A 24,970-nucleotide genomic window follows, 5' to 3' on the forward strand; every position below is an offset into this window, starting at 1 on the left:
TAACGGGACAAGGAAGGATCAGGGGCGTGACGCGCGAGAAGGGTGGCTTCTGGGTCGACCTCGCGGCGGCGGTGTTCTACCCGTCGTCGTGGCTGGTGGGGCGCCCCCGGTACGAGGGACGGGAGTACCTGCCCGCCACGGGTGGGGCGCTGGTCGTCGCCAACCACATCTCCTACCTGGACCCCCTCTACACCGCCCTGTGGGTGCACAGCGCGCGCCGGGTGCCGCGGTTCCTCGCCAAGGCGAGCCTCTGGCGGGTCCCGGTGTTCGGGAAGGTGCTCGTCGGGTCCGAGCAGATCCCCGTGCACCGCGACTCGGCGGACGCGCAGCAGAGCCTGCGAGACGGGATCGCCGGGCTCGCGAACGGGAAGGTCGTGGTGATCTACCCGGAGGGCACGATCAGCCGCGACCCCGACGGCTGGCCGATGCACTCCCGCACGGGCGCCGCCCGGCTCGCGCTCAGCTCGGACGTCCCCGTGATCCCGGTGGTGCACTGGGGCACCCGGGAGATCTACGACCACTACCGCAAGCGCTTCCGTCCGCTGCCGCGCACCACGGTGCACGTCCGCGGGGGTGCGCCGATCGACCTGAGCGCCTACCGGGGCAAGCCCGTCGACGCCACCGTGCTGCGCGAGGTGACGGACCTGATGATGACCCGGTGCCGGGAGCTGCTCGCCGAGGTGCGCGGGGAGACCGCCCCCGCGGACTTCTACCGCCACGCCCCCGTCGCCGCTCCGGAGACCGACTCGTGACGGCCCTCGCGCGCGTCGCCGTCCTCGGCGCCGGCTCCTGGGGCACCGCGTTCGCGAAGGTCGTCGGGGACTCGGGCCGCGAGGTCGTGCTGTGGGCCCGGCGGCCCGAGGTGGCCACCGCGGTGTCCGAGCGCCGCGAGAACCCGGACTACCTTCCCGGGATCCGGCTACCCGAGACCGTGTCCGCCACGACGAACGCCGCCGCGGCGCTCTCGGGCGTGGACGCCGTGGTGTTGGCGGTGCCCTCGCAGACACTGCGGGGCAACCTCGCCGACTGGAAGCCGCTGCTGCCGCCCGGGCGCACCCTCGTCTCGCTGGCCAAGGGTGTGGAGCTGGGCACGCTCAAGCGGATGAGCGAGGTGATCGCGGAGGTGGCCGAGGTGCCGTCGTCCCAGGTCGCGGTGGTGAGCGGGCCGAACCTGGCGCGCGAGATCGCCGCCGGGGAGCCGACGGCCACGGTGATCGCCTGCTCCGACCACGAGCGCGCGCTCGCCCTGCAGGCGGCCACGTCGAACGACTACTTCCGGTCCTACACGAACACCGACGTCGTCGGGTGCGAGCTCGGTGGGGCAGGGAAGAACGTGATCGCGCTGGCCGTCGGGATCGCCGCGGGGATGGGGCTTGGGGACAACAGCCGCGCCTCGCTGATCACCCGCGGGCTGGCCGAGACCTCCCGGCTCGGCGCCGCGCTGGGCGCCGACCCGCTGACGTTCGCGGGGCTCGCCGGGCTCGGCGACCTGGTGGCGACGTGCTCGTCCCCCTTGTCCCGCAACCGGACCTTCGGCGAGCACCTCGGCCGGGGCGAGTCGCTGGCCCAGGCCGAGGCGGCCAACCACGGGCAGGTCGCGGAGGGCGTGAAGTCCTGCCTGTCGATCTGCGAGCTGGGGGAGCGGCACGGCGTGGAGCTGCCGATCGCCGACGCCGTCCGGCGGGTGTGCCACGAGGGCTACTCGGCGCGGGAGATGGCCAAGGAGCTGATCTCCCGCGCACCGAAGGCGGAATGACCCCGTGAGCGGCGATAGTCGCCATGGCGACTATCGCCGCTCACGGAGACGGAGGGGACATGGCGGGGGACGGGACGCGGTGCGTCGGGCATCCGACGGGCGAGCCGGGGGAGCCGGTGCACCCGGGGCCGGTGCTGTCGTCGACCTTCCACCTGGGGACGGGGGACGAGCCGTACTTCTACGGCCGCGCCGGTAACCCCACGTGGACGGCGTACGAGTCCGCGATCGGCGCGCTGGAGGGCGGGCACTGCGTGGCCTTCGCCTCCGGAATGGCGGCGGTGTCCACGGTGCTGCGGCTGTGCGCGCGGCCCGGCACCGCGGTCGTCCTGCCGTCCGACGGGTACTACGTGTCCCGGCTCGTCGCCTCCGAGGAGCTCGCGCCGCTCGGAGTGGAGGTGCGCGAGTTCGCGACGGCCGGGTCTCCCGCCTCGTTCGCGGGCGCCACCCTGGTGCTGGTGGAGACGCCGTCGAACCCGGGGCTCGAGGTCTGCGACATCCGCGCCCTGGCCGACGCGGCGCACGAGGCCGGTGCCCTGCTCGCGGTCGACAACACCACCGCCACCCCGCTGGGGCAGCGGCCGATCCCGCTCGGCGCGGACTTCGTGATCTCCAGTGACACCAAGGCGATCGCCGGGCACGGTGACGTGCTGATGGGCCACGTGACCTGCAGTTCCGCCGCGCTGGCGGAGCAGGTGACCCTGATGCGGACCCGTGGCGGTGCCATCCCCGGCCCCTTCGAGACCTGGCTCGCCCACCGCGGCCTGGCCACGCTGGACCTGCGGCTGGAACGGCAGGCGCGCAACGCCCACGCCCTGGTCCAGGCCCTGCTGACCCACCCCGCGGCCGCGGACGTCCGGTGGCCGGGCCTGCCGTCGGATCGCTCGCACGAGATCGCCTCGAGACAGATGCGGCGGTGGAACGGGGTCCTGCGCTTCACCCTGCCCTCGGCCCGCGCCGTCGAGCAGTTCCTGGAGGCCTCGTCGCTGGTGGTCTCGTCGACGAGCTTCGGCGGGGTCAACACCTCCGCCGACCGGCGGGCGCGGTGGGGGGACGCGGTGCCCGAGGGGCTGCTGCGGCTCTCCGCCGGCATCGAGGACACGAACGACCTGGTCGACGACGTGCTGGGGGCCTTGGACCGGGTCCGGACGTGAGAGCGGGTCGTGAGTGGCGATGGTCGCCATAGCGACCATCGCCACTCACTGAGGCTGGGTCAGCGCGGGACCCAGAAGATCCCGCTGTCGACCCGGTCGGAACCGAGGCCGTTGCCCAGGCGCGCGCCGACTGTGTCGAAGCCGTCCGCGCCGACGCCGCACCCGAAGGCGAAGACGGCCTTGCCGCGGCCGAGCATGCCGGGTGCGGGCAGGCCCTGACCAGGCGGGTCGATGACGAACGGCATCAGGTCGTTGCCGGAGGTACACGCCCACTGCGCGACGACGTCGGGGAGGGGCACCGGGGTATCGGTGTTGTTCTGGTACGTCACCTCATAGCCCCGGAACGTCGTCGACTTGATGCCGGCCTCGTCGGTGATCGTCGCCCGGTCGGAGGGGACCCACGTGTCCTGCGGTCGGACCGTGATGAGGAAGCTGCCGTCTCCCTTCACGTCCCACGTGTCGCCGAGCGTGAGATCACCGGGCTGCCGTCCGTCGGCCGCCGGTGCCGCGGTGGCGTCGGCAGGCCCTTGGGCGCCGCCCGCTGTCTCGACGGTGGCGTTCGCGGCCGTCGTCGGTGACGCCTGGGGCGTCGTCGGTGCGGTGGTATCCACCGTGAGCGTGGACTGTCCGTCCGCCGGCTTCGACCCGACGCTGCCCGTGAACGCCGGAGGCAGGGTGGAGAGCGACGGTGCGCCGGCCGCAGGAGTCACCGCCGGACTCGCATCCGGCAGGTCCTTGCCATCGATGGCGATGCACGCGACGTAAGTCGTTCCGGAGTAGGCGATGGGGGAGCCACAGCCGACGCCGATGGCGTTCATCCGAGCGTCGTTGACGATGCCGCGGTGCCCGCGGCCAGGGCCTGCGTTCTGGAAGCTGTTCGCCGAATCCCAGCGGGTGGACGTGGACCACTCGTTCATGCTCGTCCACCACCGGTAGACCGTGGAGCGGGCGTCGGACGGGTCGCCGTTGCCGATGGCCTCGATGGAGAACACCTTGAGCTCGGGCCGCGACGGGAAGCCGCGGTAGCTGCTGTTGTGGCCCAGGCTCCAGACACCCCCGCGGTTCTGCGCGTAGACGTAGTCTCGGGCGTACTTCGCGAGGGTCTCCGACCACGCGAGTGCCGGCAGCGGGGGCTGGGTCGCGGCCTCCTTCGCGGACTGGTCGAGGTAGGCCTTGGTCACCTGGAACTGCGCGCCGGACGGGAGCTTGGCGTGGTTGGCATCGACCATCGTCAACGAGGACAGCGTGGCCGCCATCTCGCCGGGACGCAGCCGCGCCTCGTTGATGGCCTCGGCGATCTGCTGCTCCACGGCCCGGTAGTCGATGGGGGTCGGGGCGGCCGACGCCGCGGGTGCCGCGACCGCAAGTCCGACGGAGCTCATCATGACGGCAGCCGCACCCGCGACCGCGACCCGCCGCAGCCTGCGCAAGGGGCTCATGCCGCACCCACCGAGTACTCGACCCGGCCGCCGTCGATCGCAGTGACGGTCGCGGTCACCGCCTTGGTCTCCGTTCCGTTCTTCAGGGTGCAGGTCGCCGACTGTCCCACCTGGGGCTCGAGACCACCCGTGCATTCGGCGCCGTCGATCGCCGACCCCAGCTGCTGACCGGCGTGGCTCGCGACGGACCTCGCGAGGACGTCCGCGGGTACGGGCTTGGCCTGCGTCGCGACCTCGAACTCGACCGTGGACCCCTCAACGGAGCTCACCTTCGCCGTCAGGCCCACCGGCTGCCCACTGGTGGTGAATCCGCAGTCGATCGAAGCGCCCCGAGCGAGGGCGACCGTCCCGCAGGTGAGTGATTCCGGATCGGCGGAGATGCCGGCGCTCTGCAGCTGTGCGGAGAGGATCTCCGCCACGTCGACGTCGCCGGGGACCGCGGTTGCGCCTCCACCGCCGCAGCCTGCGAGTACGAGGGCGAGCGCACCGCCGGCGAGTCCCGCCACCGCCCGTGTTCGGGCGCGTCGCGCCGACGTGCTGCGCGGATAGATCACAGTCTCGCTCCGTTCTCGTGGTCCGACCGCTTCGACGGATCGAGACCCCGGTGTCCGATGTCCAGACAGACTCAGCGCAGCGGGCGAGTGTGTTACCGGTGGGGCGCATGCCTCCCCGGTCACCGGGGAACTATCGCTAAGATTGGGTACGGCTGGGCCGATTCGGCGGATGGTTGCCTCTGAACGCGACTGGATCTCGGCCCAGGTGGGTCACCGGACGTGAAACGGCCCGCCCCCGGCGGGGACGGGCCGCTCGCGCACCGATCGGGGCGGTGGGCCGATCGGGGCGTCTCCACCGCGGATGCGGTGAAGCCTTGTACGCCTGGATGTTCGCCGATCCGTAGGTGGGTGTTAACCCTGAGTGCCGAGACTTCCTCAGTCTTGGGTACGCAGCACGCGCAGCGCCGCCTCCGCGTCCACCCCGGTGGTGGCGGCGCGCAGGTACAGCCCGTTCAGCGCGGCGGCCACGGTCTCGGCCCGGTCGGGGGCGAGCCGGGCGGCGAGGGCGTCGACGGTCGCGTCCCACCGGGTCAGCTCGCTGCGCAGGTCGGGACGGCGGGCGGCGAGCAGCCAGAGCTCGTACTCCGCGACCAGGGCGGCCGGGTCCAGCGCCGCGACATGCGCGGCCAGCGCCTCGACCGAGGGGAGCTCCGTGAGCTCCGCGCAGTACCGGTCGTTGACCTCGCGCAGGGTCGTGACCAGGAGATCGTCGACGCTGGTGAAGTAGTAGAGCACCGCGCTGGGCGGCACGTCGGCCTCCGCGGCGACCGTGCGCTGGGACACCGCCGCCACCCCGTCGCGACCCACGACCCGCAGGGTGGCGTCCAGCAGGGCCCGCCGCCGCGCCGCCCCCTTGGCCCGGCGGCCGTCAGGCATGGGTGGTGCGGCCCAGTTCGAGGGCCAACACCCCGGCGATGACCAGCGCGATCCCGCCCACCTGCACCCAGCTCAACGGCTCCTTCAGGAACACGGCCCCGATCACGGCGATCAACGCCACCCCCACCGCCGCCCAGATCCCGTACGCCACCCCGATCGGGATCCCGCGGTCCAGCGCCTGGGAGAGGGAGAAGAACGCCGTGCCGTACCCCAGGATCACGATCACGGACGGCCAGAGCTTGGAGAACCCCGCGGAGAAGCGGAGCGCGACCGTGCCGGTCACTTCCGCGAGGATCGCGCCGGCGAGCCAGAACCACATGAGCGTCGAACTACGTGAGCGAGTGCTCCAGATTTCAGAACAGGACGAACGAGAGGACGACGATGGTGATTAGCAACGCACCGAGGGCCGCCGCGGCGATCCACGTCAGCGGATCCCGACGCCGGTCGACCGACGTCCGGACGGCGGGCAGGCCGCCGAGGTAGTCGGCGACAATCTCGGGCGTCTTCTGCGTCGGTACGGCCCCGAGCAGCTGGGTGGCGGGCTCGATCTCCGGCAGGACGAGTCGGCTCCGGTTGCGCATTGTCTCCCCAAGGTCGTGACGGCGTTCGGCTCGTCTATCGCCGGATGACGTCGGGGCGTCACACGTCCTAGCCAAGTGTGACGAGTGGGACCATCAGGATGGCAGGCGCCTGCTCGGCTCACGAAGGCCGCCCTCGCCAACCTGCTGGAGCAGCGCGACGACGATCTGGGTGCCATTCGCCACCAGGCCCTGGGTGTCGAGATCACCAAGCAGGTGTTCGACGCCGACTCGCAGGTCATGGCCCGCTCACTCAACGATCTGGGCTACACCTACCTGGGCACGGCAGAGCAGCAGCGCGCACTTCCTTACCTGGAGCGCGCATGCGCTGTGGGATCCCGGAATCTACGCGGTGAACATGACTGCGACGCTGGACATCGGCCAGCTGCGGTCGGCGCTGGGCAGCTGATCGAGGCCTAGACGCTGTTCACCGAAGCACTCGAGATCCGCTTCCGCATGCTCGGTGAGACCTCACGGGAGAGCGCGGTGGCCGTGCTGAACCTAGGGCTGGTCGCGGAGCGGCGAGGGCCCAGCGGCGCGCGGTCGAGCAGGCGGCGCGAATTCGCGAGGAGCTAGGACCCCGGGTCGATCCGGCCTCGACGGCGGTGGCCCACGCGCTTCGGAAGGTGTCTGATCGTTCAAGGACGTCTGGCCGAAGCCGAGTCGCACTACGAGCGTGCGGCGAACTCTACGAGGAGGCTCTGGGCCCCGCGATCTGTCAGGAGCCCGGGGCGGACTGGACGAAGCTTTCGATCTGACGCGAAACGCGCGGCGACGACGGTACGGACGCTGCGATCACGCTCTGCAACCTCGGCCTCGTCGCATTGCGGGAAGGCAGGCTCGACGACGCCGCGGACCGGCTGGAGCGCGCCTGCGCCGTCCTGAGTTTCTTGTCGGACGGGAAGGAGTACTGGCGAGACATGTATCTGCTCGGCGACCTCGCCGCAGCGAAGGGCGACCTTGCCGCCGCCATGGACCGGTATTGCGCGGCAGAGGAGATCCGCACCGCGGTGCTGCCATCGGGACACCCCGACCTCGGCCTGACCTGGTGGGCCGTCGGCTTGACGCTCCTGCACCTCGCCAGCGCAAAGGAGGCACGCGAGATCCCGCATCGGACGCACTCGTGCTTGCTAGCCGCCTTCGGCGCCGGCGATCGATGGACGCGGGACGTCCGTGGGTTGCTCTCATGACGACGGGCGGCCCCCGACGAGGTGCCGCCGACCTCCGCGGTGTCACCTCAGGCGACGTTAAGACGGGCGCGCCGTGACCAGATTCCTCGGCGGCGATCGTGATGGTGGTCGTCGCCGACGAATCGGTTCATCAGGGCCTTTGGACTGGCCTTTCTCGGCCCGATCAGGCGCACGTGCCGTCGGTAGGCGAGGCCGCCGCTCGTCGGAGGGCACGGACCGTCCGTCCGCCACCGCATGTCCGCCGCAATATCACACGTGCGTAACCCGGCTCTCGTATGGTCGACTTAGCTTGACGCAGCGGAGGTGGTCGCGTGCCGGACCGACAACCCCAGCCCCTTGCCGCGGTCCCGGAGCCTCAGCACGAGGCGACGGGGGACGAGGCAGAGGGGACCGGGAGCGTGACCACGCTCCCACCGGGTTCCAGGGTGCTCTTGCTCAATGCCAGCTTCGAGCCCCTGGCCGTGGTCACGGCCAAACGCGCCATCGTGCTGATGCTCTCCGGCAAGGCAGAGTGCGTCCAGGCCGCCCTTGAGGGCGCGGCCTTCCATTCCGAGAACCTGACGGTCCCGGCACCGTCGGTCATGCGGCTCTCCCGCTACGTCCGGGTCCCCTACCGCCGAGCGGTCCCCATGACGCGGGCGGGCGTGCTCCGCCGGGATCTCCGCCGCTGCGCGTACTGCGGCAAGAAGGCGGACACCATCGACCACGTCATCCCGCGCAGCCGCGGGGGAGCGCACTCGTGGGAGAACTGCGTCGCCGCCTGCAAGGCCTGCAACTCCAAGAAGGCGGACAAGCTGTTAGAGGAGTTGGGCTGGGCGCTCGACAAGGCTCCTAAACCCCCGAACCGAGCGGCTGGTGGAGTCCTCGTACTCGCCGTGGAACCGCATCCGACCTGGGAGCCCTGGCTGAGCACGGCCGCCTGACCCGACTGCTCAGGGGAACCCGCACTCGGGAACGCCTAGCGTCGCCGCGATCCCGGTGATCCGCTTTGTCAGGGCGTCGGCTTCGTGGAGATCGGTGACCATGCGGTCGTCGGGCCGGGTGCTGCACTGGTAGACCGAGATCAGGAGGAGCACTCGGCGATCCCGGGGGCTGTCAGGTCGTCGTGCGCCGTTCGGAAGGTGTCCGGCGGGACGAGTGCCGTGACATGCTCGACGAACTCCGCCTCGTTCTGTGCCGTGGTCCCGAGGACGTTATCTTGAGGCCCGGACTCGGCGACCTGGCGACTGTGCTCGTTCAGCTCGAAACAGCTGCGGCTCAAGTCGTTGGTCTACTGCGGTTCAGTCAATGTGAGGATAGGCTTCGCTGGCTGACCCACTGCTGCTGGCGCCGGGTTCCGCATGGCGAACCGGGGGTGGTGGATGCTCTAAGCACTACCGGTCACCTCGAGCGCGGCTGAACTCCACACGGACCGACGCCGCAGGGAGGACGACAGCGGTCCCGTCCAGCGGTGGCAGCTTCCGGGATCGGGACGAGCAAGCCCTCGGACTGGATCAGCAATCGGAAACCGGTGTGCGGGTTGCCGCTTCGTCCGCGGTCGGCAGGAGGACCTCGGCGAGACCCAGGTGACTAAGAAGTGCGCTTCTCACTGAACACGACCACCCCCGGCCGCACAGTGGGGTCCGTGATGGTTGACTGTGCGAGCCCGCGACTGACCGACTGCACGTAGTGGCTCGCGGCCCAGAACAGGCCGAGCACCACGATCGTGACGACGAGGATCGTGCCCACGACGCCAGGCCAGGCGGGGATGTCCGCACCGTGGCCGTCGCGCAGGTGCCCTAGGCCACGCGCGCTCCGGCCGAGCCCGAAGGGCGAGATGGCCCCGCCGTCGGAGGCGGGCGTTCCCGAACCACGCCATCCCCGTCGCAGCAGAAGCTGAACAGCTCAGAACACGTGGCGCTCACCTCGCGCCGTCGTGAATCGGCATCAGGAGAAGGGTGAAGCGGCCACGCGGATTCTCGGACGGTGAAACCGATACATGGTGGTCACGCGCCGCGACTCGCGCTCTGTCGTTCGGAGCCGTCACACTGGGGTCGTGGGTCGACCCGACGGACCGGCCGCTGAGCGGGGCGGAGAACCCGAGCGGTTCCGCCTGCTTTTCGTGTGCACCGGCAACATCTGTCGGTCACCGGCGGCTGAGATCATGATGCGACATCTGCTGGTCGGCGGGCTCGGGGGGCGGGAGGCTGCGCGGTTCGAGATCTCGAGCGCGGGCGTCAATGCGGTCGTCGGCGAGATGATGCACCCGGACACGCGCGACGAGCTCAGCCCCTGGGGTCTCGACGGGCCGCACGCGGGTGCCTTCCGGGCTCGCCAGCTGCGCTCGGCGATGATCCGCCGCGCGGACCTCGTGCTCGGTGCGAACGTGCGGCATCGCGGCGCGATCGTCGAGCGAGAGCCTGCGGGACTCAGGACCACGTTCGCCCTTCGCGAGTTCGCCGCACTCGCCGACGCGGTGGACGAGGGGATGCTCCCGCCCGGGGACCCGGTGAAGCGAATGCACGACCTCGTGGACCGGGCGCGGGCCAAGCGGGGACTCGTCGCCGTCGATCCCGACGACGTGATGATTCCGGACCCGATGGGACGACCCCCGGAAGCCCATCGGAACGCCGTTCATCTCATCACGGACGCTGTTTACCGGATCACCAACAAGGTCATTCCGTTGCGGGGTTGACGGCTTTCCTCTGCTCCTGAGGCTCACGTCGAGAACGACGTCGCAGGACGTAACGACACACGGCGAACGGCCGACTCTGGGGACACGAGATCGCCGTCGGGTGCTCCCTTGACCTGTGCCGCCTGTCGCGTTGGCACCAGGGATGTGACCCGTACTGCGATGGCGCTCCGCGTTGCTCTTGTTGCTGGTCCTGCTGCTCTCCGCGTGGGCATGCCCGCCACCGCGTCTTCGCAGGCGCAGGCCCGTCGAGGTCGCCGGGACGTCCGTCGAAGGCGGGCTGATCAACTACAGCCTGGACAACGCCTGAGCCGCACGAGGTGTCAACGGCCGGTTCTTGGTCCCCGCTGGTGGCCAGGTGAAAGTCCCCGGTCCGGGGGTGTTCAGGCGGTGTTGATGGCGGCTCCGTTCTTCGCGGTTCGGGCCTCGCGCATGCGGTAGGAGTCACCGCTGGTGACGACGACCTGGGCGTGGTGCAGCAGCCGGTCGAGGAGGCTGACCGCGGTGGTGTGTTCGGGCATGAACCGTCCCCATTGGTCGAAGGGCCAGTGCGAGCTGATCGCGAGGCTGCGGCGTTCGTAGGCTGCGGCGACGAGCCGGAACAGCAGTTGGGCGGCGGTGTCGTCGAGTGGGGCGAACCCGATCTCGTCGATGATGATCAGGTCGTGGCGCAGGGTCTGGTCGATGAGCCTGCCGACGGAGTTGTCGGCCAGCCCGCGGTAGAGCGCTTCGACCAGCTCGGCGGCGGTGAAGTAGCGGACCCGGTGCCCGGCCTCGACCGCCGCAGTCCCGAGGGCGACGAGCAGGTGGGACTTCCCGGTCCCGGCCGGGCCGACCAGGGCGAGGTTCTCCGCGCCCCGGACCCACTCGAGCGAGGCGAGGTAGTCGAACGTCGCGGTGGGGATCGAGGAGGCGGACAGGTCGAACTCGTCGAGGGTCTTGGCGACGGGGAACCCGGCGGCCTTGCGCCGGTTGGCGATGTTGGAGGCGTCGCGCGCGGCGACCTCGGCCTCGACCAGCACCCGCAGCAGTTCCTCAGGGCGCCAGCGCTGGGTGCGGGCGGTGAGCAGCAGCTCCGGGGCGAGGCGGCGCATCGCGGCGAGCTTGAGCCGTTTGAGCCCGGCCTCGATGTCGGCGTCGAGGGCGGGGATCTTCCCGGCAGGCTTGACCGCAGTCATGACGCGTCGCCTTCGACGTCGGTGGTGATGGCGTAGTCGGCCAGTGCGTAGTCAGCCAGCGATCGGGTCGGAACTGAGGGCAGATCGACGACCAAGGCTTCCCCCGCCGGTCGGGGCCGGGGCGCGGCCGCGCCGGCGGCGAGGATGGAGCGGACGTCCTCGGCCCGCCACCGCCGGAACGCCGTCGCCCTGGCCAACGCGTCGAGCAGGGCCTGTTCTCCGTGGGCCTGACCGAGACCGAGCAGCTCACCGAGCTCGGTGCCCAGCCGGGCGGACCCAGCAGCGGCAGCTCCGCTCAGAAACGCCTGCGCGACGGGGCCGAGCGCGCAGAACGCCTTCTCGTCGGCGGTCTTCGGGCGGACCGCCCGAACCGGCCGGTCAGGGCGGGGTCCGCCGTAATGGGCGTCGATCACCGACGCCTCACCCGGGCCCACCAGGCGGTGCTCCGCCAGGACCATCCCGGCGCCGGGCCCGGCGGTGGACAGGATGGTGAGTCTGTCGGCGTGGGTGCGGACCTCGACCCTCGTGCCGATCGCGGTGGTCGGCACCGAGTAGCGGGCGGAGCCGAACCGGACACAGGAGAGCCGGTCGACCTTGCGGATCACCGCCGGGCCGGTGATCCGTGGCCGCAGCGATGGCAACCCGCCCAACACGGCCAGCTCGTGTCCGGCCAGGCGCAGGGCCGGGGCCGCGGCGATCTCCGAATGCGTCGCGGCGTTGACCTCGGCGCACCACCGTCGCGCCGCTTCGTTCGCGGCGGCCAGATCGACCGGCCGGCCCGGTTCGCCGGTGTCGAGGTCGCAGCCGATGATCAGGTCTCGCTTGGCGTAGCCGACGAGGTTCTCCACGATGCCCTTGGACTCCGGGTCCTCGCCCTGGCAGAAGTCCGGCCGGAACCGGTAGTGGGAGGCGAAGCGCACGTAGTCCGCCGTCGGGACCACCCGGTCGGCCACCACGGCGGCCTTGAGGCAGCCCATCCGGTCGGCGAGCACCACCTTCGGCACCCCGCCGATCGTCTCGAAGCACTCGGCCAGCATCGACAACGTGGTCTCGGCGCGCTCGTCGACCGCGAAGCGCACGAACCGCACCCGCGACCAGGCCAACACCGCGCAGAACACATGCAGCCCCGCGATCACGCCCCAGTCGATCACCAGGTGCTCGCCCGGGGACCACACCGCCGGACGCCGCCCACGGTGATGATCACGACGCCAGTCCGCCTTCGTTGTGGCGACCAGACGCCGGAAGTTGCGGGCCGAACCGGAGTATCCGGCGGCGCGGGCCTCGGGCAGCAGCCGCTTCGCCGAGATCCTGCCCTTCGTCTTCTCGACCCGCCCCGAGACGAGCTCGGCGACCGACTCGTAGTTCCGGGACCGTGGTTTGCGTTGCGGGACAACACCTCCCGCCTCATGGCGTTCGATGACCCGACGCACGGTCTTCGGGGTCGTGGCGCAGATCGCGGCCGCACCGCGATAAGAGCCGACATCCCGATAGGCCGAAATGATGTCCATCCGTTCCCTCGCAGACTTCAATGGGAGACCCCTGGGTGGTGCGGCGGCTGGCTTCGACAACCGCCACCGTCACCGCCCAGGGCCTCAACCCGGCGTTACGACACGACGAGGGACCGGGGACTTCTACTTGGCCACCAGCGGGGACCTCACACGGCCACCCGCGGGGACCTGAACCTGGCCACCAGCGGGGACTTTTTCATGGCCACGGACACGAGGACGGCCCCGGCCCCACCAAACGGCGGGGCCGGGGCCGGTGGGGGCTCCCGCAGCATCCGGGGGTGAACCACGCCGGCGACGTCGGTGTAACGCCCGACCCCGCTGTGCGTAGCTACAGCCGGGAGCCGCCGTGATCCCTTCCCATCGGCTTCCGACAGTGGCGGCGCCCGCTCCTTCCCGTGCCCGCGGTGGAGCGGGCGCGTCCGATGCCGCGCCACGTGCGCGAACTCCCACGTTCCACGCGTCGAGACGATCGAGCGCTCCGTTACGGCAGGAGGCCGCCGGGGTTCCTCGGTCGCTGAAACGATCGGACCGCGAGCCGCGATTCCAACCCTCGGGGCCCGCGTCAGTCGGCGGGCACGGAAGACGGGACCAGTGTGACGACGGCCGATTTCGGTTGGTTCGACAATGCGCTACAGCCCTCGCCCACGACACTAGGGTCCCTGGCGGACCCTCAGCCGGAGGACTCCTTCCAGCTGCTGTTCGTGTGCACGGGGAACATCTGCCGCTCGCCCGTCGCGGAGATCATGACCCGACACCTGCTCGTCGGGCGGCTGGGTGGCATCGCGGCGTCCCGGATCGCGGTCTCGAGCGCGGGAGTGCGGGCCGTCGTCGACGAGATGATGCACCCGGACACCCGGGACGAGCTCTCGCCGTGGGGACTCGACGGGCTGATCGCGGGCCGGTTCCGGGCCCAGCAGCTCCGATCGGGCATGGTGCGGGAGGCGGACCTGGTCCTGGGAGCCTCCCCGCGGCACCGGAAGGCCGTCGTCGAGCGTGAGCCCGCCGGGCTGCGGTCGACCTTCTCACTGCGGGAGTTCGCCACCTTGTCCGACGCGGTGGACGAGCGAGACCTCCCGGTGGGGGACCCGGTCGTCCGGGTCCGCCGCCTGCTCGAGCTCGCCCGAGGCAAGCGGGGTCTGGTCCAGATCGACAGGGCCGACGCCGAGATCCCGGACCCCATCGGAGGCACGCAGGGCGACCACCGTCGCGCCGTGCACCTGGTCACCGACGCCGTGCACCGGATCGTGGAGCGCATCGCGCCCGCGTAGGTCAGCGGCCGGGCAGAGCGTAGAAGCGGACCCAGTCCACCTGCATCTGTGTGGTCTTCTGGGTGCCGCCCTCGGGGAACCAGTCCAGCTGGATGGCCAGGTGCATCGGGCCGGGCGGGAAGGTCTCCTTATTCGTGGTCGAGAACCATTCCACGCCGTCGACGTAGTAGGTGATCTTCTTGTCGGTCCACTCCACGGCCCAGTTGTGCCACTGGGTCACGTCGAGCTTCACCGAGGCGTGCAGCTGGGAGTTGTTCGCGCCGTAGTGCAGGAAGCCGTCCGTGGACTGCCGGTCCGCAGCGCTGGTCTCCATGAAGTCGACCTCGCCGCCGACCGGCCAGTTCTCCGCGTCCGGCCAGAGCAGGAACAGGGCGTGGTAGTCCGGGTCGCCGACGGGGGCACGCATGCGGCCCTCCCACCTGCCGTACTTCGACTTGTCGAGCTGCCAGGCCATGCCGCCGGTCGTGCCGTTCGCAGTACCGGTGATGGTGAGGACGCCGTCCTTGATCGTGACGGCACTCGGGCTGCGCCGGCCCTTGCCCTCGTGGCCCGCCCCGTCGTAGAGCCCCCAACCGCGCAGAACGTTGGAGGAGAACTCCTCGGCATGCGTGGGCGTGCCCCAGCCGAGCCTCTCGGCGGCGGACGTGCCGCCGTCCGTGCCGGGTGCCACCGGCTCCGTGGTGCCCGTGCCGGGCCGCGTCGTGGGCTTCTCGCCCGGCTCCGTAACCGATGCGGGCTCGTCGTCCTCCTGGGTGCCGGGCGAGGGTGTGGTGTCCCCGATGGTCGGCGGGACCGTCGACTGTCCGGTCGTACCGGACGACGCCGAGCCCGTGGACGTCGACCCCGGGGTGGAGGGGGCCGCGACGCTCCCGCTCGAGGTTCCCGAGGACGTCACGGTGGTCGGGGCGGAGCTCGCGCCACCGGACGACGTGACGGCGCCCGAGCCGTCCGGGGACGACACCGATCCGGAGGAGACGGCGCCGGAGGACACGGCGCCCGACGAGACGGAGCCGGAGGAGACCGCGCCCGAGCTCACCGACCCGGACGTGGCCCCACCGGTGGCTCCGCCGATGACCGAGGTAGGCACGCCTTCGGCGAGCATGGCGGTGGTGCCTGAGGGAGCGTCGCAGCTCGCCGTGCACTCCGGGGCGGAGTTCAGGCGGAGCAACGCGTGAGCGGAGGCCGACGACGGCGCGATCGACGTCAACGCCACCATCACCACGGCTCCTGCCGCCCAGCCTGCGCGGGCCCTTCCTGCCATGACCACCTCCAGCGAACGGTTCGGCCGTCCGGGAGCGGGCGTTACGGACCGTCGCCAGGATTGCCGATCCGGCGCGGCGTTCGGGTAACGCCGCAGGTCGACAGCCCGACTGCATCCCCGTGCACGTCACGCGAGCGGGGGATGCGGTGGTCCGAACGGAGGATGGCCGATCAGGCACGGTGGGTGACCAGCCCGCCGGCGATCGGGGCACGGTGGCTGACGCGTCCAGCCGTAGCCGCGTTCGTGCCCTCGGCTCCGTCATGGCTGCGGCACTCGGCCTCATGCTCGTCGCGCTCGCGCCGGCAGGCGACCACCGCCCCGCGTCGGGCGTGGTGAGCGCCGCGGCGGACGTCACCGCCGAGGTCCCTCTGAGCATGATCGGCTCGGTCACCGTCGTGGGTACGGACCCGGTGGTCGGACCCCCTGTCGCCGTGCAGCTGACGGTCGATGTGCCGCCCGCGACCGTCGAGTTCACCACGGCGCTGCCCGACCAGCGTGCCGCGGTGGCCATCCGGACCGCGATGGCGCAGCTGGGCCTGCCTTACGTGTGGGGCGGCGACGGACCCGGCGCCGGCGACGCCGGGTTCGACTGCTCCGGCCTCACGACCTTCTCCTACGCCGCCGCGGGGGTCGGCCTGCCGCGCACGGCGCACACCCAGTACTACCGGGGCCCGCACGTTCCCGCCGGCGCGGCGCTGCAGCCGGGTGACCTCGTTTTCTACGGTACGGCCGCCCGCGTCCACCACGTGGGGATGTACCTGGGCAACGGGCGGATGGTGAACGCCCCGACCTTCGGGAAGCCGGTGCAGACGGCGTACTACCGCTGGGTCGGGGACGACTACCTCGGCGCCACCCGGCCCACGGCATCCGGCACCTCCACCGGTGTGCTTCCAGTACTGCCGGAGCCCGCGCCGACGGCCCCCGCCCCGAACCCCGTCTTCCAGGCCCCGGCCGCGCCGGCGCCCGTCGAGGTCCCCGACCCGCAGGCGCCCCAGCCCGCCGAGGCGCAGTCCGCCGCGGGAGCCGTCACGGAGTCTTCGGCGGCCGTCGCGAACGGGCTGGTCCCGGCGCCGGAGACCGTCGCGGTGGGAGAAACGCCTCCGAGCTCGCCTCCTGCCGTGGGCACGACCACCACGACCGACGCGACAGCCACGGCCGTCCCTCCGACCACGGAAGCGCCCGGCGGCGCGCCCACGGCCGCCGTGCCGCAGACGTCGACCACGCCGCCGACCACGCCGCCGACCGGAACCGTGCCACCCAAGACGGTGCCACCCAAGACAGAGCCACCGAAGGCCGTACCCCCGAAGACCGAGCCCCTGACGAGCACGCCGCCGTCGACGGCCCCCGCGGCGCCACCCACCAGCGCGACCGCCACACCACCGCCGGCGGAGGAGAAGCCCGCGGTCCGCGTCTCGATCACCGTCGGCGGGGTCACCACGGACCTCGCCCAGGTGCGCAAGGGTGCGGACGGCCTGCCCGCGCGCGTCGGGATCGCGGGTCGGTTCGTCCGCCTGTCGTCCGCCGCCGGTGCGGTCGGCTCGGCGGTCACGCTCACCCTCTCCGACGGCACCACGAAGTCCTACACCGTGGCCTCCCGGCAGACGGGGACGGCAGCGGAGGCCGCGGCGACAGGCGGCTCCCTGGTCCTGGTCGTCCCAGGTGACGGCGACTCCTGGACGGTCGTGGTCGCGTCGTGAGCGCCACGCCGTTCCTCAGGGCGGCCACGGTCGGGCTGGTCGTGCTCGCTGCGGCCACCACCGTCGCCGTCGTGATGAGCCCGAGCACCGAGGACCTGACCGCCGCCCGCAGCGCCTCCGTGACCAGTGAGAGTGTGATCGCGAACGCCGGGGAGCCGGTTGCCGTCGCCCCGGTCGTCGAGGGGGAAGATCCGGCAACGGGGGAGCCCGCGGCAGCCGACCCCGGAGCGGGAGTCGCCACCAACCCGGTCGGGTCGCTCGGCATCCCCGCGACGGTCCTGGCGGCCTACCACCGCGGCGAGGCTTGGAACGTCGCGGCCACACCCGGCTGCGGCATCACCTGGTCCCTGCTGGCGGGCATCGGGAAGGTCGAGTCCGACCACGCGGCGGGCGGTGTGGTCGACCCCGCAACCGGCACGACCACGGGCTCGATCCGCGGCCGTGTGCTCGACGGCACTGTGGGTGTCGCGATCCCCGACACCGACGGCGGCAGGTTGGACGGGGACGCGCAGTGGGACCGGGCCGTCGGTCCGATGCAGTTCATCCCGTCCACCTGGACGGCCCACGCCACGGACGGCAACGCGGACGGCGTCGCCTCCCCGGACAACGTCTACGACGCCGCCACCACCGCGGGGCGCTACCTGTGCGCCCGGGGCGCAGATCTGACCACTCGAGACGGCCAGGCCGTCGCGCTCATGCGCTACAACCGGTCCGCCGTGTACGGACAGCTCGTCCTGCGCTGGGCAGACGCCTACGCCGGCGGCGCGACCGCGGTCGCGGACGACCCGGGCGGGGTGGCCGCCGTCGCGGAACTGCGGCTCGCGGTCGAGACGCGGCAGGCCGCGGTGCAGGTCGACGGCGTTCAGGCCGGTGCGATACCGGCCGGCCCGGTCGGCGGCGGCGCTGCGGTAGTCGGTGACACTCCGGGACCTGCGGTCGCCGGGGCTCCGGTCGTGGCCAGCAGCACGACCGGTGTCACGGTCACGACGGCGCCGGTCCCCGCGGTCTCCGCCACCCCGACCCCCGCGCCGACGAGCGCCACGGTCACCCCGACGGTCATGCCGTCTCCGACGACCACCGTCCCCTCGCTCGTCCCGTCGACCGCAACCACGACCACGACCGTCCGGCCGCTGGCTGCGTCAGTGACGGGTTGTGCCGGTCCGGTTACCACGGCGACAACGCCGCCTGTACCACCGTCTGATGTGGAGCGTGCTCTGTGCCCCTGATGTTCCGGAAACCGTAACGACGTCGTGGCTTCTCGCGATCCGTCCAGCAACCGGAGTAATCGGAGGGACACGATGGGGCGCACGGCCACACGCCGGGCCAAGGTGACGGCCGCGTTGACGGCGGTCGGGGTCGCAGTTCTCGGCCTGCCGTTCGCGGGGATCGGCACCGCCGCGGCCGACACGGCGCCGCCGCCCGCGAACCCGCCGACGACGACCACGGTCGCCGCGGACGCACTGCCGACGGTGCAGATGAACGGCGTGGTCTGGGACCAGGTCGTGGTCGGCAACACCGTCTACGCGACGGGGGACTTCACCGCGGCCCGACCGGCCGGATCGGCCGCGGGAACCAACGAGACACCCCGCGCGAACCTCCTCGCCTACACGTTGTCGACCGGCGCGCTCGTCACGAGCTGGGCGCCGACGCTGAATGCGCCGGGCCTCACGATCGACGCCTCCGAGGACGGGTCGACGATCTACGTCGGCGGCGACTTCACCCAGGTGTCCGGCACCACCCGCTCACGGATCGCGGCCCTCGACGCGACCACCGGGGCGGTCAAGTCGTTCAACGCCATCGCGGGCACTACGGTCCGGGCCATCGATGTCGAGGGGAACACCGTCTACGTCGGCGGTGGCTTCTCCTCGATGGGCGGCCAGCCCCGGACCCGGATCGCGGCAGTCGACGGCACCACCGGCGCCCTGCGACCGTTCGCGCCCTATCTGGACTCGGACGTCTACGCGCTGACCGTTCCGCCCGGCACCAACCGGGTCGTCGCGGGGGGCCGGTTCCGCTACGCGGGTGTGTCGTCGACGCAGAACCAGGACGTGAAGGGCCTGGCGGTCTTCGCGGCGGACACCGCCGCGGTGCAGCCGTGGGCGGCCTACGGCGTGTTCCCGAACTATGGGCCCAAGTCCGCGATCTACTCCCTGTCCTCCTCTGGCGGCCAGGTCTTCGGCACCGCGTACGACTTCGGCGGTGGCAGTCCGTTCGAAGGCAGCTTCGGAGCGGACCTCGGCACGGGCGCGGTGAACTGGGTGGCCGCCTGCAAGGGCGACACCTACTCGTCGTTCCCGGTCAACGGCGTGCTCTACACGGTCGGCCATCCACACGACTGCGGGATGATCCAGGGCCATCCGCAGGAGAACCCGTGGACCTACCAGCGGGCCATGGCCACCACGCTGACCGCGGCGGCGGACGGGCGCAAGAACACCTACGGCCCCTACGCCGCGTACCGCGCTCCGGAGCTGCTGCACTGGCTTCCGACCTACAACTCGGGCACCTTCACGGGCCAGGGCCAGGCGGGCTGGTCCGTCACGGGCAACAGCCAGTACATCGTGGTCGGTGGGGAGTTCCCCACCGTGAACGGCATCGCCCAGCAGGGTCTCTCCCGGTTCGCGATCTCCTCGGTCGCCCCGAACAAGGAGGGCCCGCAGGCCAACGCCTCCACCAACCTCAAGCCTGTGATCAGCTCGGTCGGACCGGGCACCGCGCGGCTGACGTGGCAGGCGGCGTGGGACCGTGACAACAAGCGGCTCACCTACGAGATCCTGCGCGGCGCGAACGTCGGCTCGGCCACGGTGGTCGGAACGCTGACTGCTGACTCCACCTGGTGGAACCGGCCCCAGCTCAGCTTCACGGACTCCAACGCACCCGCCGGGTCGCAGACCTACCGGGTCCGGGTCAAGGACCCGCTCGCCAACGCCGTCGTCTCGAACCTCACGACGTTCACGGTCGAGGGCACCGGCGCGAGCAGCGTCTACCTCGATGCCGTGCGTGCCGACGGGCCGACAAACTACTGGCGGCTCGGCGAGGCATCGGGCACCACGGGCTTCGACTGGGTCGGCAGCCGCGACCTGACCCTGGCCGCCGGCGCGACCCGAGGAACCGCGGGTGCCGTCGGCGACGGCACCACGGCGACCACGTTCCCGGGCAACGCCACGGTCCCCGCCTCGACCACCGGCACCGCCACGGCGGGGCCGCAGACCTTCTCGGTGGAGGCGTGGGTCCGGACCACGAGCACGTCCGGCGGAAAGATCGTCGGGTTCGGCAACAGCGCCACCGGCAGCAGCTCGAGCAACGACCGGCACCTGTACCTGACCAACGCGGGCAAGGTGCTGTTCGGTGTGAACCCCGGCTCCCGCACCGTGATCGAGAGCCCGGGCGCGATCAACAACGGCCAGTGGCACCACGTCGTGGGCACGCTGAGCGCGCAGGGCATGGTGCTCTACGTCGACGGACAACAGGTCGCGGCGCGCGCGGACGTCACCGCCGCACAGGCCTACAACGGGCACTGGCGGATCGGCGGCGACAACCTCACGAGCTGGCCGAGCAGGCCGACCTCGGCGAGCCTGAACGGCGCCGTCGACGACGTCGCGGTCTATCCGGCCGCGCTGTCCGCCGCGCGGGTGTCCGCGCACTTCCAGGCGGCCGCCGGAACCCCGGCGAACGTGGCCCCGACGGCGGCGTTCACCTCGACCACGGCGGGGCTGACCGCGAACGTCGACGCATCCACGTCCACCGACCCGGACGGGACGATCGCGTCCTACGCCTGGAACTTCGGGGACGGGTCCACCGGCTCCGGGGTCACCGCGTCGCGGACCTACGCGGCGGCGGGCACCTACCAGGTCACCCTCACCGTCACCGACGACGACGCGGCCACAAACGTGATCGTCAAGCCGGTCACGGTCACGGCCGCCCCGCAGGGCGCCTTCGCCACCGACCCCTTCGCGCGCACCGTGGCGAGCGGCTGGGGCAGCGCGGACGTGGGCGGGCCGTGGACGATCGGCGCAGGCCCGGCCAACTACTCCGTGGCGGACGGTGTCGGGAGAATGCAGACCGTCGCCGGGTCGACCCGCTCGGCGTTCCTGACCATCGGTCAGCAGGACGTCCAGTTCTCGGCCACAGTGGACATGGACAAGGTCCAGACGGGCGGCGGGTCGTACGTCACGCTGCAGGGGCGCCGCGTGGACGCGTCGAACGACTACCGCGTCAAGGTCCGCTACCTCGCCACCGGCGCAGTCTCCGCTCAGTTCGCGCGGCTCGTCGGCGGCACCGAGACGCTGATCGGGGGCGCGGTGACGATCCCGGGGCTCACCGGCGCACCGGGGGAGAAGGTCCGCATGACCTTTCGCCTCACCGGCAACGGCACCACGACCCTGCAGGCGAAGCTCTGGAAGGCCGTCGACGCCGAGCCGGGAGCCTGGAACCTCACGACCACCGACACCACCCCGGTCCTCCAGGCCGCGGGCGGGGTGGGTCTGCAGTTCTACCTGTCCGGCTCCTCGACCAACGGGCCGCTCGTGCTCGCGGTGGACGACGTGTCCGCCGTCAGTAGCGCCGCCCCGTAGTACACAGAGGAGCCGCACGCCCGATGCGGGCGTGCGGCTCCTCTGTGCGTGGCTGTTTGTTCAGGCGCGGCGGCGGATGCGACGAGTGCGGGTGCGGGCATGGAGCTCCTCGCAGAGCTGCTCGTAGCCCTTGGCCACCTCGTCCCACCGGTACCGGCCCGCGGCGCGGGCCCGAGCGAGCTCGCCGCGCTCGGCCGCGGCGTCCGGGTTCGTGTCCACCTCGTCGACCAGGCGCCCGAGGGCCGCCGGGCCGTCGAAGTAGCGGCCGCTCTCGCCGAGAACCTCGCGGTTGAAGTCGACGTCCCAGGCGGACACCGTCGCTCCCGCGCCCATCGCCCGCAGCAGGGACGGGTTGGTGCCGCCCACCGAGTGGCCGTGCACGTAGCTCGCCGCCCCCGCGTACAGCGCGTCGAGGAGCTCCTGGTCCCAGAGACCGCCCAGCAGCCGGACCCGCGGGTCGGTCGCGGCGCGCTCCTTGACCAGCCGCTCGTGCTCGCTCGGGTACGGCACGGATCCCACGACGACCAGTGGCTTGGTCGACCCGCTAGACCGGTAACCCTCGATCGCCACGTCCACGTGGTTCTCGGGCTCCATCCGCGCCACGACGAGGTGGTAGCCACCCGGCTCGAGGTCGAGCTCGGACAACCGGTCCAGTGCCGGCTGCGCGACGATCGGCGCACCGTAGGGCAGGAACACGCTCTCCGTGCGGTAGCGGCCGCGGTAGTAGTCCTGGATTCCCACGGCGTCCGAGATCAGCTCGTCCGCCAGGAGTACGGCGAGCCGCTCGTTCGCGAGGTAGTAGCGCCGTCCGTTCGGGCCCCACTTCGCTCGCTTCCACTCCAGTCCGTCCACGTGGACCGCAACCGGGATGCGGGCAGCTCGGACGAGGGGCAGCAGCGGGGAGTTGGCCGCGTTGAACACGACCGCGACGTCGGTGCGACGCCGCAGCAGGTGCAGCACGGACAGTGCGGTGTGGCTGAGCGTCTCCATGACCGGGTGCTTCAGGGCGGGTAACCGGACCCGACTCATGCCGAGGTAGGACTGGCTGTCGTCCTCGCCGCGGCAGTACACGACCACCTCGTGGCCCATCTCCACCAGCCGCGCGCCGATCTCCTCCACCGCGGTCTCGAAGCCACCGTAGCGGGCCGGGACGCCGCGGGTACCGATCATCGCGATGCGCATGGTCGACCTCTCGGTGGGTCAGCGGGCGAGTGCCGCCATCTCGCGGTACCACTTCGGCAGGGCCGCGAGGAGGAACAGGACGGTGCCGGCCAGCATGAGGGTGTACGCCACGGCGAACACCGGCGGCCAGGCGAAGAGGACGAACAACACGCAGAGCAGGCCGTAGTCGGTGGGTGCCACCGCCACGGAGCGCAGGACCGCCTTGAGGCTCGCGTCGGCGGGTTTCGGTGCGCGGTCGGGTCGGGAGCGGCGCAGCTGGTCGGTGAGGATCTGCACGAAGAAGAACACGGCCGAGACCAGGGTGAAACCGATCGGCAGCAGGAGCAGCGCCGGCGAGGCCTGGGTGGCGTCCCAGAAGCGGAACCAACCGATGAGCACCGCGAGGTGGAGGGCGGCCGCCTTCACGCTGTCGACCACATGATCGAGCCACTCGCCCGCGGGCGTGCCCCCTCCACGCAGGCGGGCGAGCTGCCCGTCCGCGGAGTCGAAGGCGTATCCGAGGAGCAGACCGATCGCGATGAGCAGTGCGGTCAGCGGGTGCGGCGGCGCCAGCGCCATCGCGGCGATCGCGGCCGCGGAGAACGCCGCGCTGATGGCGGTGACCTGGTTGGGCGTGAGCCCGAGATGGAAGGAGGCCGCGGCCAGGACCCGGCCGATCCGGCGGTTGACGAACCGGGAGTACGCCGGGGAGCCGGTCGCAGGCGGCTTCTGGGCCGAACGCAGCCGCCGCAGGGTCTCGCGCATGCTCGACGACGGAGGGCTCGGCGTCGCTACCGCGTGCGGACTCGTCATGCTTCGCCTCATCTGGTCACCGGTGCCACGTCATCGCCAGGGTCGGCCGACGGCGACCTGACGTTACCGATCAGCGACTTCGGTGATGATCGCCACCACGTCCCGGCGATAGCGCGGAGGCGCGAAGTCCCGTTCCGCGGCCTCGCGAGCGGTGACGGTCCGTTCGAGGGCCGTGGGCCAGTCCTCGACGATCCGTTCCACGGCGTCGGCGAGCGAGGCTGCGTCGCCCGGGGTGACCAGCTCACCGTTGACCCCGGGCCGGACGATCTCACGCAGGCCCTGCGTGTCACCCGCGACGACGGGCCTGCCCGCCAGGAGGGCCTCGACGGCGGCGTTGCCGAACGGCTCGACCCGGGACGGCACCAGAGCGACGTCCGCCTCGGCCAGTGCCTGCCACACGTCGGGCAGCTCGCCGCGCCACCGCACGCGGTCGGCGACGCCTGCGTCCGTCGCCGCGGCCCGGACCTGGTCGACGAACCACTCGTACCCGGTGAACGCCCCGCCGACGAGGTCGAGCGTGACATCCCGGCCGCGGTTGACGAGCTCGGCCAGGGCCTGGACGGCGACGTCCGTGCCCTTCCTGGGGGACAGCCTGCCGATGAGCACGAGCCGCACCGGACCGTCGAGGGACTCACGCGGCGCGGTGACATGATCTGGTCCCGGGACACCGTTGTAGACCACTCGGGTGCGACGTTCGAGCCTCGGGATCGCGCGGCCCACGACCTCGGCGCTGCGGGCACTGTTCGCGATGACCGATGCCGCCGCGAGGAGCGGCGCGGCGAGTCCCCAGCGCACAGGGCACGGCACGTCCTCCTCGGCCTCGTGTACGTGACACACGGGGCGCGCGCCGACCAGCCGGGCGAGGACGAGCCACCAGGGCATCGTGACCGTGCTGACGTAGACGACCGCGGGACGGGTCGCCCGGAGCCGCGAGATCGCCCGTGGCGTCCAGCGCAGCGTGCCACCGACGAAACCGAGGATACCCCGCGGTGTGAGGACGGACTTGCGCAGCACCGGGAGCGGCACGACCGACACGCGGACACCGACCGCGGCCAGCTCGATGGCGAGCGGGCCGTCTCCGGCCAGCACGACCTCGACCGTTGCACCGGCCTCGACGAGCGCGCGCACCGTCTCCAACGCGACCCGGTCCGACCCGTACAGCTCGGCCGACGGATGGACGACGAGGACACGTGGTCGTCCGAGCGCACCGGCCGCGGGCATGGAACCTCCAGGTCAGGGAGCCGTGTGTCGGAGATCATCGGTCTCCGGGGCGGACGATGTAGCGGATGGGCCCGTCG

26 protein-coding genes are annotated in these 24,970 nt (G+C 71.6%); 13 read left to right on the forward strand and 13 right to left on the reverse strand.

Annotation, left to right across the window (positions count from 1 at the left end):
• The first annotated feature begins 26 nt into the window (after nt 1-26).
• From L3X23_RS34215 to L3X23_RS34225, 3 genes are read left to right on the forward strand one after another with little or no spacing between them, the layout of a single operon-like run.
• Nucleotides 27-752, forward strand: a complete 726-nt coding sequence (locus L3X23_RS34215) for a 1-acyl-sn-glycerol-3-phosphate acyltransferase (protein WP_237197822.1) — start codon at nt 27-29, stop codon at nt 750-752.
• Nucleotides 749-1,756: an NAD(P)H-dependent glycerol-3-phosphate dehydrogenase gene (locus L3X23_RS34220; protein WP_237197824.1), complete on the forward strand. Its 1,008-nt coding sequence runs from the start codon at nt 749-751 to the stop codon at nt 1,754-1,756. Before L3X23_RS34215 ends, L3X23_RS34220 begins: the two co-directional genes overlap by 4 nt.
• Nucleotides 1,757-1,815: 59 nt before the next feature.
• Nucleotides 1,816-2,907: a cystathionine gamma-lyase gene (locus L3X23_RS34225; protein WP_093089003.1), complete on the forward strand. Its 1,092-nt coding sequence runs from the start codon at nt 1,816-1,818 to the stop codon at nt 2,905-2,907.
• Between the two features lie 59 nt (nt 2,908-2,966).
• Here L3X23_RS34225 and L3X23_RS34230 read toward each other — a convergent pair whose 3' ends face one another.
• The 5 genes from L3X23_RS34230 to L3X23_RS34250 form a co-directional block, all read right to left on the reverse strand.
• Nucleotides 2,967-4,346, reverse strand: coding sequence for a CAP domain-containing protein (locus L3X23_RS34230; RefSeq protein WP_237197827.1), 1,380 nt, complete (start codon nt 4,344-4,346; stop codon nt 2,967-2,969).
• Nucleotides 4,343-4,615, reverse strand: a complete 273-nt coding sequence (locus L3X23_RS34235; protein WP_237197829.1) for a DUF4333 domain-containing protein — start codon at nt 4,613-4,615, stop codon at nt 4,343-4,345. Before L3X23_RS34235 ends, L3X23_RS34230 begins: the two co-directional genes overlap by 4 nt.
• Nucleotides 4,616-5,275: 660 nt before the next feature.
• Complete coding sequence (locus tag L3X23_RS34240) at nt 5,276-5,776, reverse strand: TetR/AcrR family transcriptional regulator (protein WP_237197831.1); 501 nt, start codon at nt 5,774-5,776, stop codon at nt 5,276-5,278.
• On the reverse strand, nt 5,769-6,095 hold the full coding sequence (locus L3X23_RS34245; protein WP_237197833.1) for a multidrug efflux SMR transporter: 327 nt from the start codon (nt 6,093-6,095) through the stop codon (nt 5,769-5,771). The genes L3X23_RS34240 and L3X23_RS34245 overlap by 8 nt, the downstream gene beginning before the upstream one ends.
• A 34-nt stretch (nt 6,096-6,129) precedes the next feature.
• Nucleotides 6,130-6,357, reverse strand: coding sequence for a hypothetical protein (locus L3X23_RS34250; protein ID WP_237197835.1), 228 nt, complete (start codon nt 6,355-6,357; stop codon nt 6,130-6,132).
• 84 nt (nt 6,358-6,441) lie between these two features.
• On the opposite strand from L3X23_RS34250, the gene L3X23_RS34255 reads away from it, so the two are divergent.
• The 3 genes from L3X23_RS34255 (at nt 6,442) to L3X23_RS34265 (ending at nt 8,467) form a co-directional block, all read left to right on the forward strand.
• The gene (locus L3X23_RS34255) at nt 6,442-6,774 is read left to right on the forward strand and encodes a tetratricopeptide repeat protein (RefSeq protein WP_237197838.1); all 333 of its coding nucleotides are present in this window, start codon (nt 6,442-6,444) and stop codon (nt 6,772-6,774) included.
• A gap of 500 nt (nt 6,775-7,274) precedes the next feature.
• Nucleotides 7,275-7,544, forward strand: a complete 270-nt coding sequence (locus L3X23_RS34260; protein WP_237197840.1) for a hypothetical protein — start codon at nt 7,275-7,277, stop codon at nt 7,542-7,544.
• A gap of 425 nt (nt 7,545-7,969) precedes the next feature.
• Nucleotides 7,970-8,467: an HNH endonuclease gene (locus tag L3X23_RS34265; RefSeq protein WP_374204972.1), complete on the forward strand. Its 498-nt coding sequence runs from the start codon at nt 7,970-7,972 to the stop codon at nt 8,465-8,467.
• 9 nt (nt 8,468-8,476) lie between these two features.
• Here L3X23_RS34265 and L3X23_RS34270 read toward each other — a convergent pair whose 3' ends face one another.
• Together L3X23_RS34270 and L3X23_RS34275 are read right to left on the reverse strand one after the other, a co-directional pair.
• Nucleotides 8,477-8,620: a hypothetical protein gene (locus L3X23_RS34270; RefSeq protein ID WP_237197844.1), complete on the reverse strand. Its 144-nt coding sequence runs from the start codon at nt 8,618-8,620 to the stop codon at nt 8,477-8,479.
• Nucleotides 8,621-9,113: 493 nt separating this feature from the next.
• Nucleotides 9,114-9,272, reverse strand: a complete 159-nt coding sequence (locus L3X23_RS34275) for a hypothetical protein (protein WP_237197846.1) — start codon at nt 9,270-9,272, stop codon at nt 9,114-9,116.
• 307 nt (nt 9,273-9,579) lie between these two features.
• Here L3X23_RS34275 and L3X23_RS34280 point away from each other — a divergent pair, with 307 nt between their 5' ends.
• Nucleotides 9,580-10,218: a hypothetical protein gene (locus L3X23_RS34280; RefSeq protein ID WP_237197847.1), complete on the forward strand. Its 639-nt coding sequence runs from the start codon at nt 9,580-9,582 to the stop codon at nt 10,216-10,218.
• Nucleotides 10,219-10,390: 172 nt separating this feature from the next.
• Nucleotides 10,391-10,525 carry a hypothetical protein gene (locus L3X23_RS35775; protein ID WP_255734052.1) on the forward strand — a complete coding sequence of 45 codons (135 nt, stop codon included), beginning with the start codon at nt 10,391-10,393 and terminating at the stop codon, nt 10,523-10,525.
• Nucleotides 10,526-10,598: 73 nt separating this feature from the next.
• On the opposite strand, the gene istB is transcribed toward L3X23_RS35775, so the two are convergent.
• Together istB and istA are read right to left on the reverse strand one after the other, a co-directional pair.
• Entirely contained in the window at nt 10,599-11,393 is a 795-nt protein-coding gene (istB, locus tag L3X23_RS34285; RefSeq protein ID WP_237195847.1) for an IS21-like element helper ATPase IstB, read from the reverse strand.
• Complete coding sequence (gene istA, locus L3X23_RS34290) at nt 11,390-12,922, reverse strand: IS21 family transposase (RefSeq protein ID WP_237195849.1); 1,533 nt, start codon at nt 12,920-12,922, stop codon at nt 11,390-11,392. The genes istB and istA overlap by 4 nt, the downstream gene beginning before the upstream one ends.
• A gap of 680 nt (nt 12,923-13,602) precedes the next feature.
• Between istA and L3X23_RS34295 the strand changes: the two genes are divergently transcribed.
• Complete coding sequence (locus L3X23_RS34295; protein WP_237197849.1) at nt 13,603-14,169, forward strand: hypothetical protein; 567 nt, start codon at nt 13,603-13,605, stop codon at nt 14,167-14,169.
• A gap of 1 nt (nt 14,170) precedes the next feature.
• On the opposite strand, the gene L3X23_RS36475 is transcribed toward L3X23_RS34295, so the two are convergent.
• Nucleotides 14,171-14,839 (reverse strand): family 16 glycosylhydrolase, encoded by a 669-nt coding sequence (locus L3X23_RS36475; RefSeq protein WP_237197851.1) that lies wholly within the window; start codon nt 14,837-14,839, stop codon nt 14,171-14,173.
• Between L3X23_RS36475 and L3X23_RS36480 the strand changes: the two genes are divergently transcribed.
• From L3X23_RS36480 to L3X23_RS34320, 4 genes are all read left to right on the forward strand, one after another.
• Complete coding sequence (locus L3X23_RS36480; protein ID WP_237197852.1) at nt 14,826-15,344, forward strand: hypothetical protein; 519 nt, start codon at nt 14,826-14,828, stop codon at nt 15,342-15,344. The two genes, L3X23_RS36475 and L3X23_RS36480, sit on opposite strands and share 14 nt — an antisense overlap.
• A gap of 346 nt (nt 15,345-15,690) precedes the next feature.
• Nucleotides 15,691-17,127, forward strand: coding sequence for an NlpC/P60 family protein (locus L3X23_RS36735; protein WP_374204973.1), 1,437 nt, complete (start codon nt 15,691-15,693; stop codon nt 17,125-17,127).
• Complete coding sequence (locus L3X23_RS34315) at nt 17,124-18,353, forward strand: lytic transglycosylase domain-containing protein (RefSeq protein ID WP_237197854.1); 1,230 nt, start codon at nt 17,124-17,126, stop codon at nt 18,351-18,353. Before L3X23_RS36735 ends, L3X23_RS34315 begins: the two co-directional genes overlap by 4 nt.
• A gap of 72 nt (nt 18,354-18,425) precedes the next feature.
• Nucleotides 18,426-21,698 carry a LamG-like jellyroll fold domain-containing protein gene (locus tag L3X23_RS34320; protein WP_237197857.1) on the forward strand — a complete coding sequence of 1,091 codons (3,273 nt, stop codon included), beginning with the start codon at nt 18,426-18,428 and terminating at the stop codon, nt 21,696-21,698.
• Between the two features lie 60 nt (nt 21,699-21,758).
• Here L3X23_RS34320 and L3X23_RS34325 read toward each other — a convergent pair whose 3' ends face one another.
• The 3 genes from L3X23_RS34325 to L3X23_RS34335 form a co-directional block, all read right to left on the reverse strand.
• The gene (locus tag L3X23_RS34325; protein WP_237197859.1) at nt 21,759-22,880 is read right to left on the reverse strand and encodes a DUF1972 domain-containing protein; all 1,122 of its coding nucleotides are present in this window, start codon (nt 22,878-22,880) and stop codon (nt 21,759-21,761) included.
• A gap of 18 nt (nt 22,881-22,898) precedes the next feature.
• Nucleotides 22,899-23,672, reverse strand: a complete 774-nt coding sequence (locus L3X23_RS34330) for a CDP-alcohol phosphatidyltransferase family protein (RefSeq protein ID WP_237197862.1) — start codon at nt 23,670-23,672, stop codon at nt 22,899-22,901.
• Nucleotides 23,673-23,735: 63 nt separating this feature from the next.
• Entirely contained in the window at nt 23,736-24,893 is a 1,158-nt protein-coding gene (locus L3X23_RS34335) for a glycosyltransferase family 4 protein (protein WP_237197865.1), read from the reverse strand.
• Nucleotides 24,894-24,970 lie beyond the last annotated feature (77 nt).

The organism is Pseudonocardia sp. WMMC193, assembly GCF_021728735.1.
GTDB lineage: Bacteria > Actinomycetota > Actinomycetes > Mycobacteriales > Pseudonocardiaceae > Pseudonocardia > Pseudonocardia oroxyli.

What these genes read in the sequence shown, in the direction of transcription:
- L3X23_RS34225 (WP_093089003.1), top strand. Translation starts at nt 1,816, where the DNA reads ATGGCGGGGGACGGGACGCGGTGCGTCGGGCATCCGACGGGCGAGCCG.
- L3X23_RS34230 (WP_237197827.1), bottom strand. Translation starts at nt 4,346, where the DNA reads ATGAGCCCCTTGCGCAGGCTGCGGCGGGTCGCGGTCGCGGGTGCGGCT.
- L3X23_RS34240 (WP_237197831.1), bottom strand. Translation starts at nt 5,776, where the DNA reads ATGCCTGACGGCCGCCGGGCCAAGGGGGCGGCGCGGCGGCGGGCCCTG.
- L3X23_RS34245 (WP_237197833.1), bottom strand. Translation starts at nt 6,095, where the DNA reads ATGTGGTTCTGGCTCGCCGGCGCGATCCTCGCGGAAGTGACCGGCACG.
- L3X23_RS34250 (WP_237197835.1), bottom strand. Translation starts at nt 6,357, where the DNA reads ATGCGCAACCGGAGCCGACTCGTCCTGCCGGAGATCGAGCCCGCCACC.
- L3X23_RS34260 (WP_237197840.1), top strand. Translation starts at nt 7,275, where the DNA reads ATGTATCTGCTCGGCGACCTCGCCGCAGCGAAGGGCGACCTTGCCGCC.
- istB (WP_237195847.1), bottom strand. Translation starts at nt 11,393, where the DNA reads ATGACTGCGGTCAAGCCTGCCGGGAAGATCCCCGCCCTCGACGCCGAC.
- L3X23_RS36735 (WP_374204973.1), top strand. Translation starts at nt 15,691, where the DNA reads ATGGCTGCGGCACTCGGCCTCATGCTCGTCGCGCTCGCGCCGGCAGGC.
- L3X23_RS34320 (WP_237197857.1), top strand. Translation starts at nt 18,426, where the DNA reads ATGGGGCGCACGGCCACACGCCGGGCCAAGGTGACGGCCGCGTTGACG.
- L3X23_RS34325 (WP_237197859.1), bottom strand. Translation starts at nt 22,880, where the DNA reads ATGCGCATCGCGATGATCGGTACCCGCGGCGTCCCGGCCCGCTACGGT.
- L3X23_RS34330 (WP_237197862.1), bottom strand. Translation starts at nt 23,672, where the DNA reads ATGACGAGTCCGCACGCGGTAGCGACGCCGAGCCCTCCGTCGTCGAGC.
- L3X23_RS34335 (WP_237197865.1), bottom strand. Translation starts at nt 24,893, where the DNA reads ATGCCCGCGGCCGGTGCGCTCGGACGACCACGTGTCCTCGTCGTCCAT.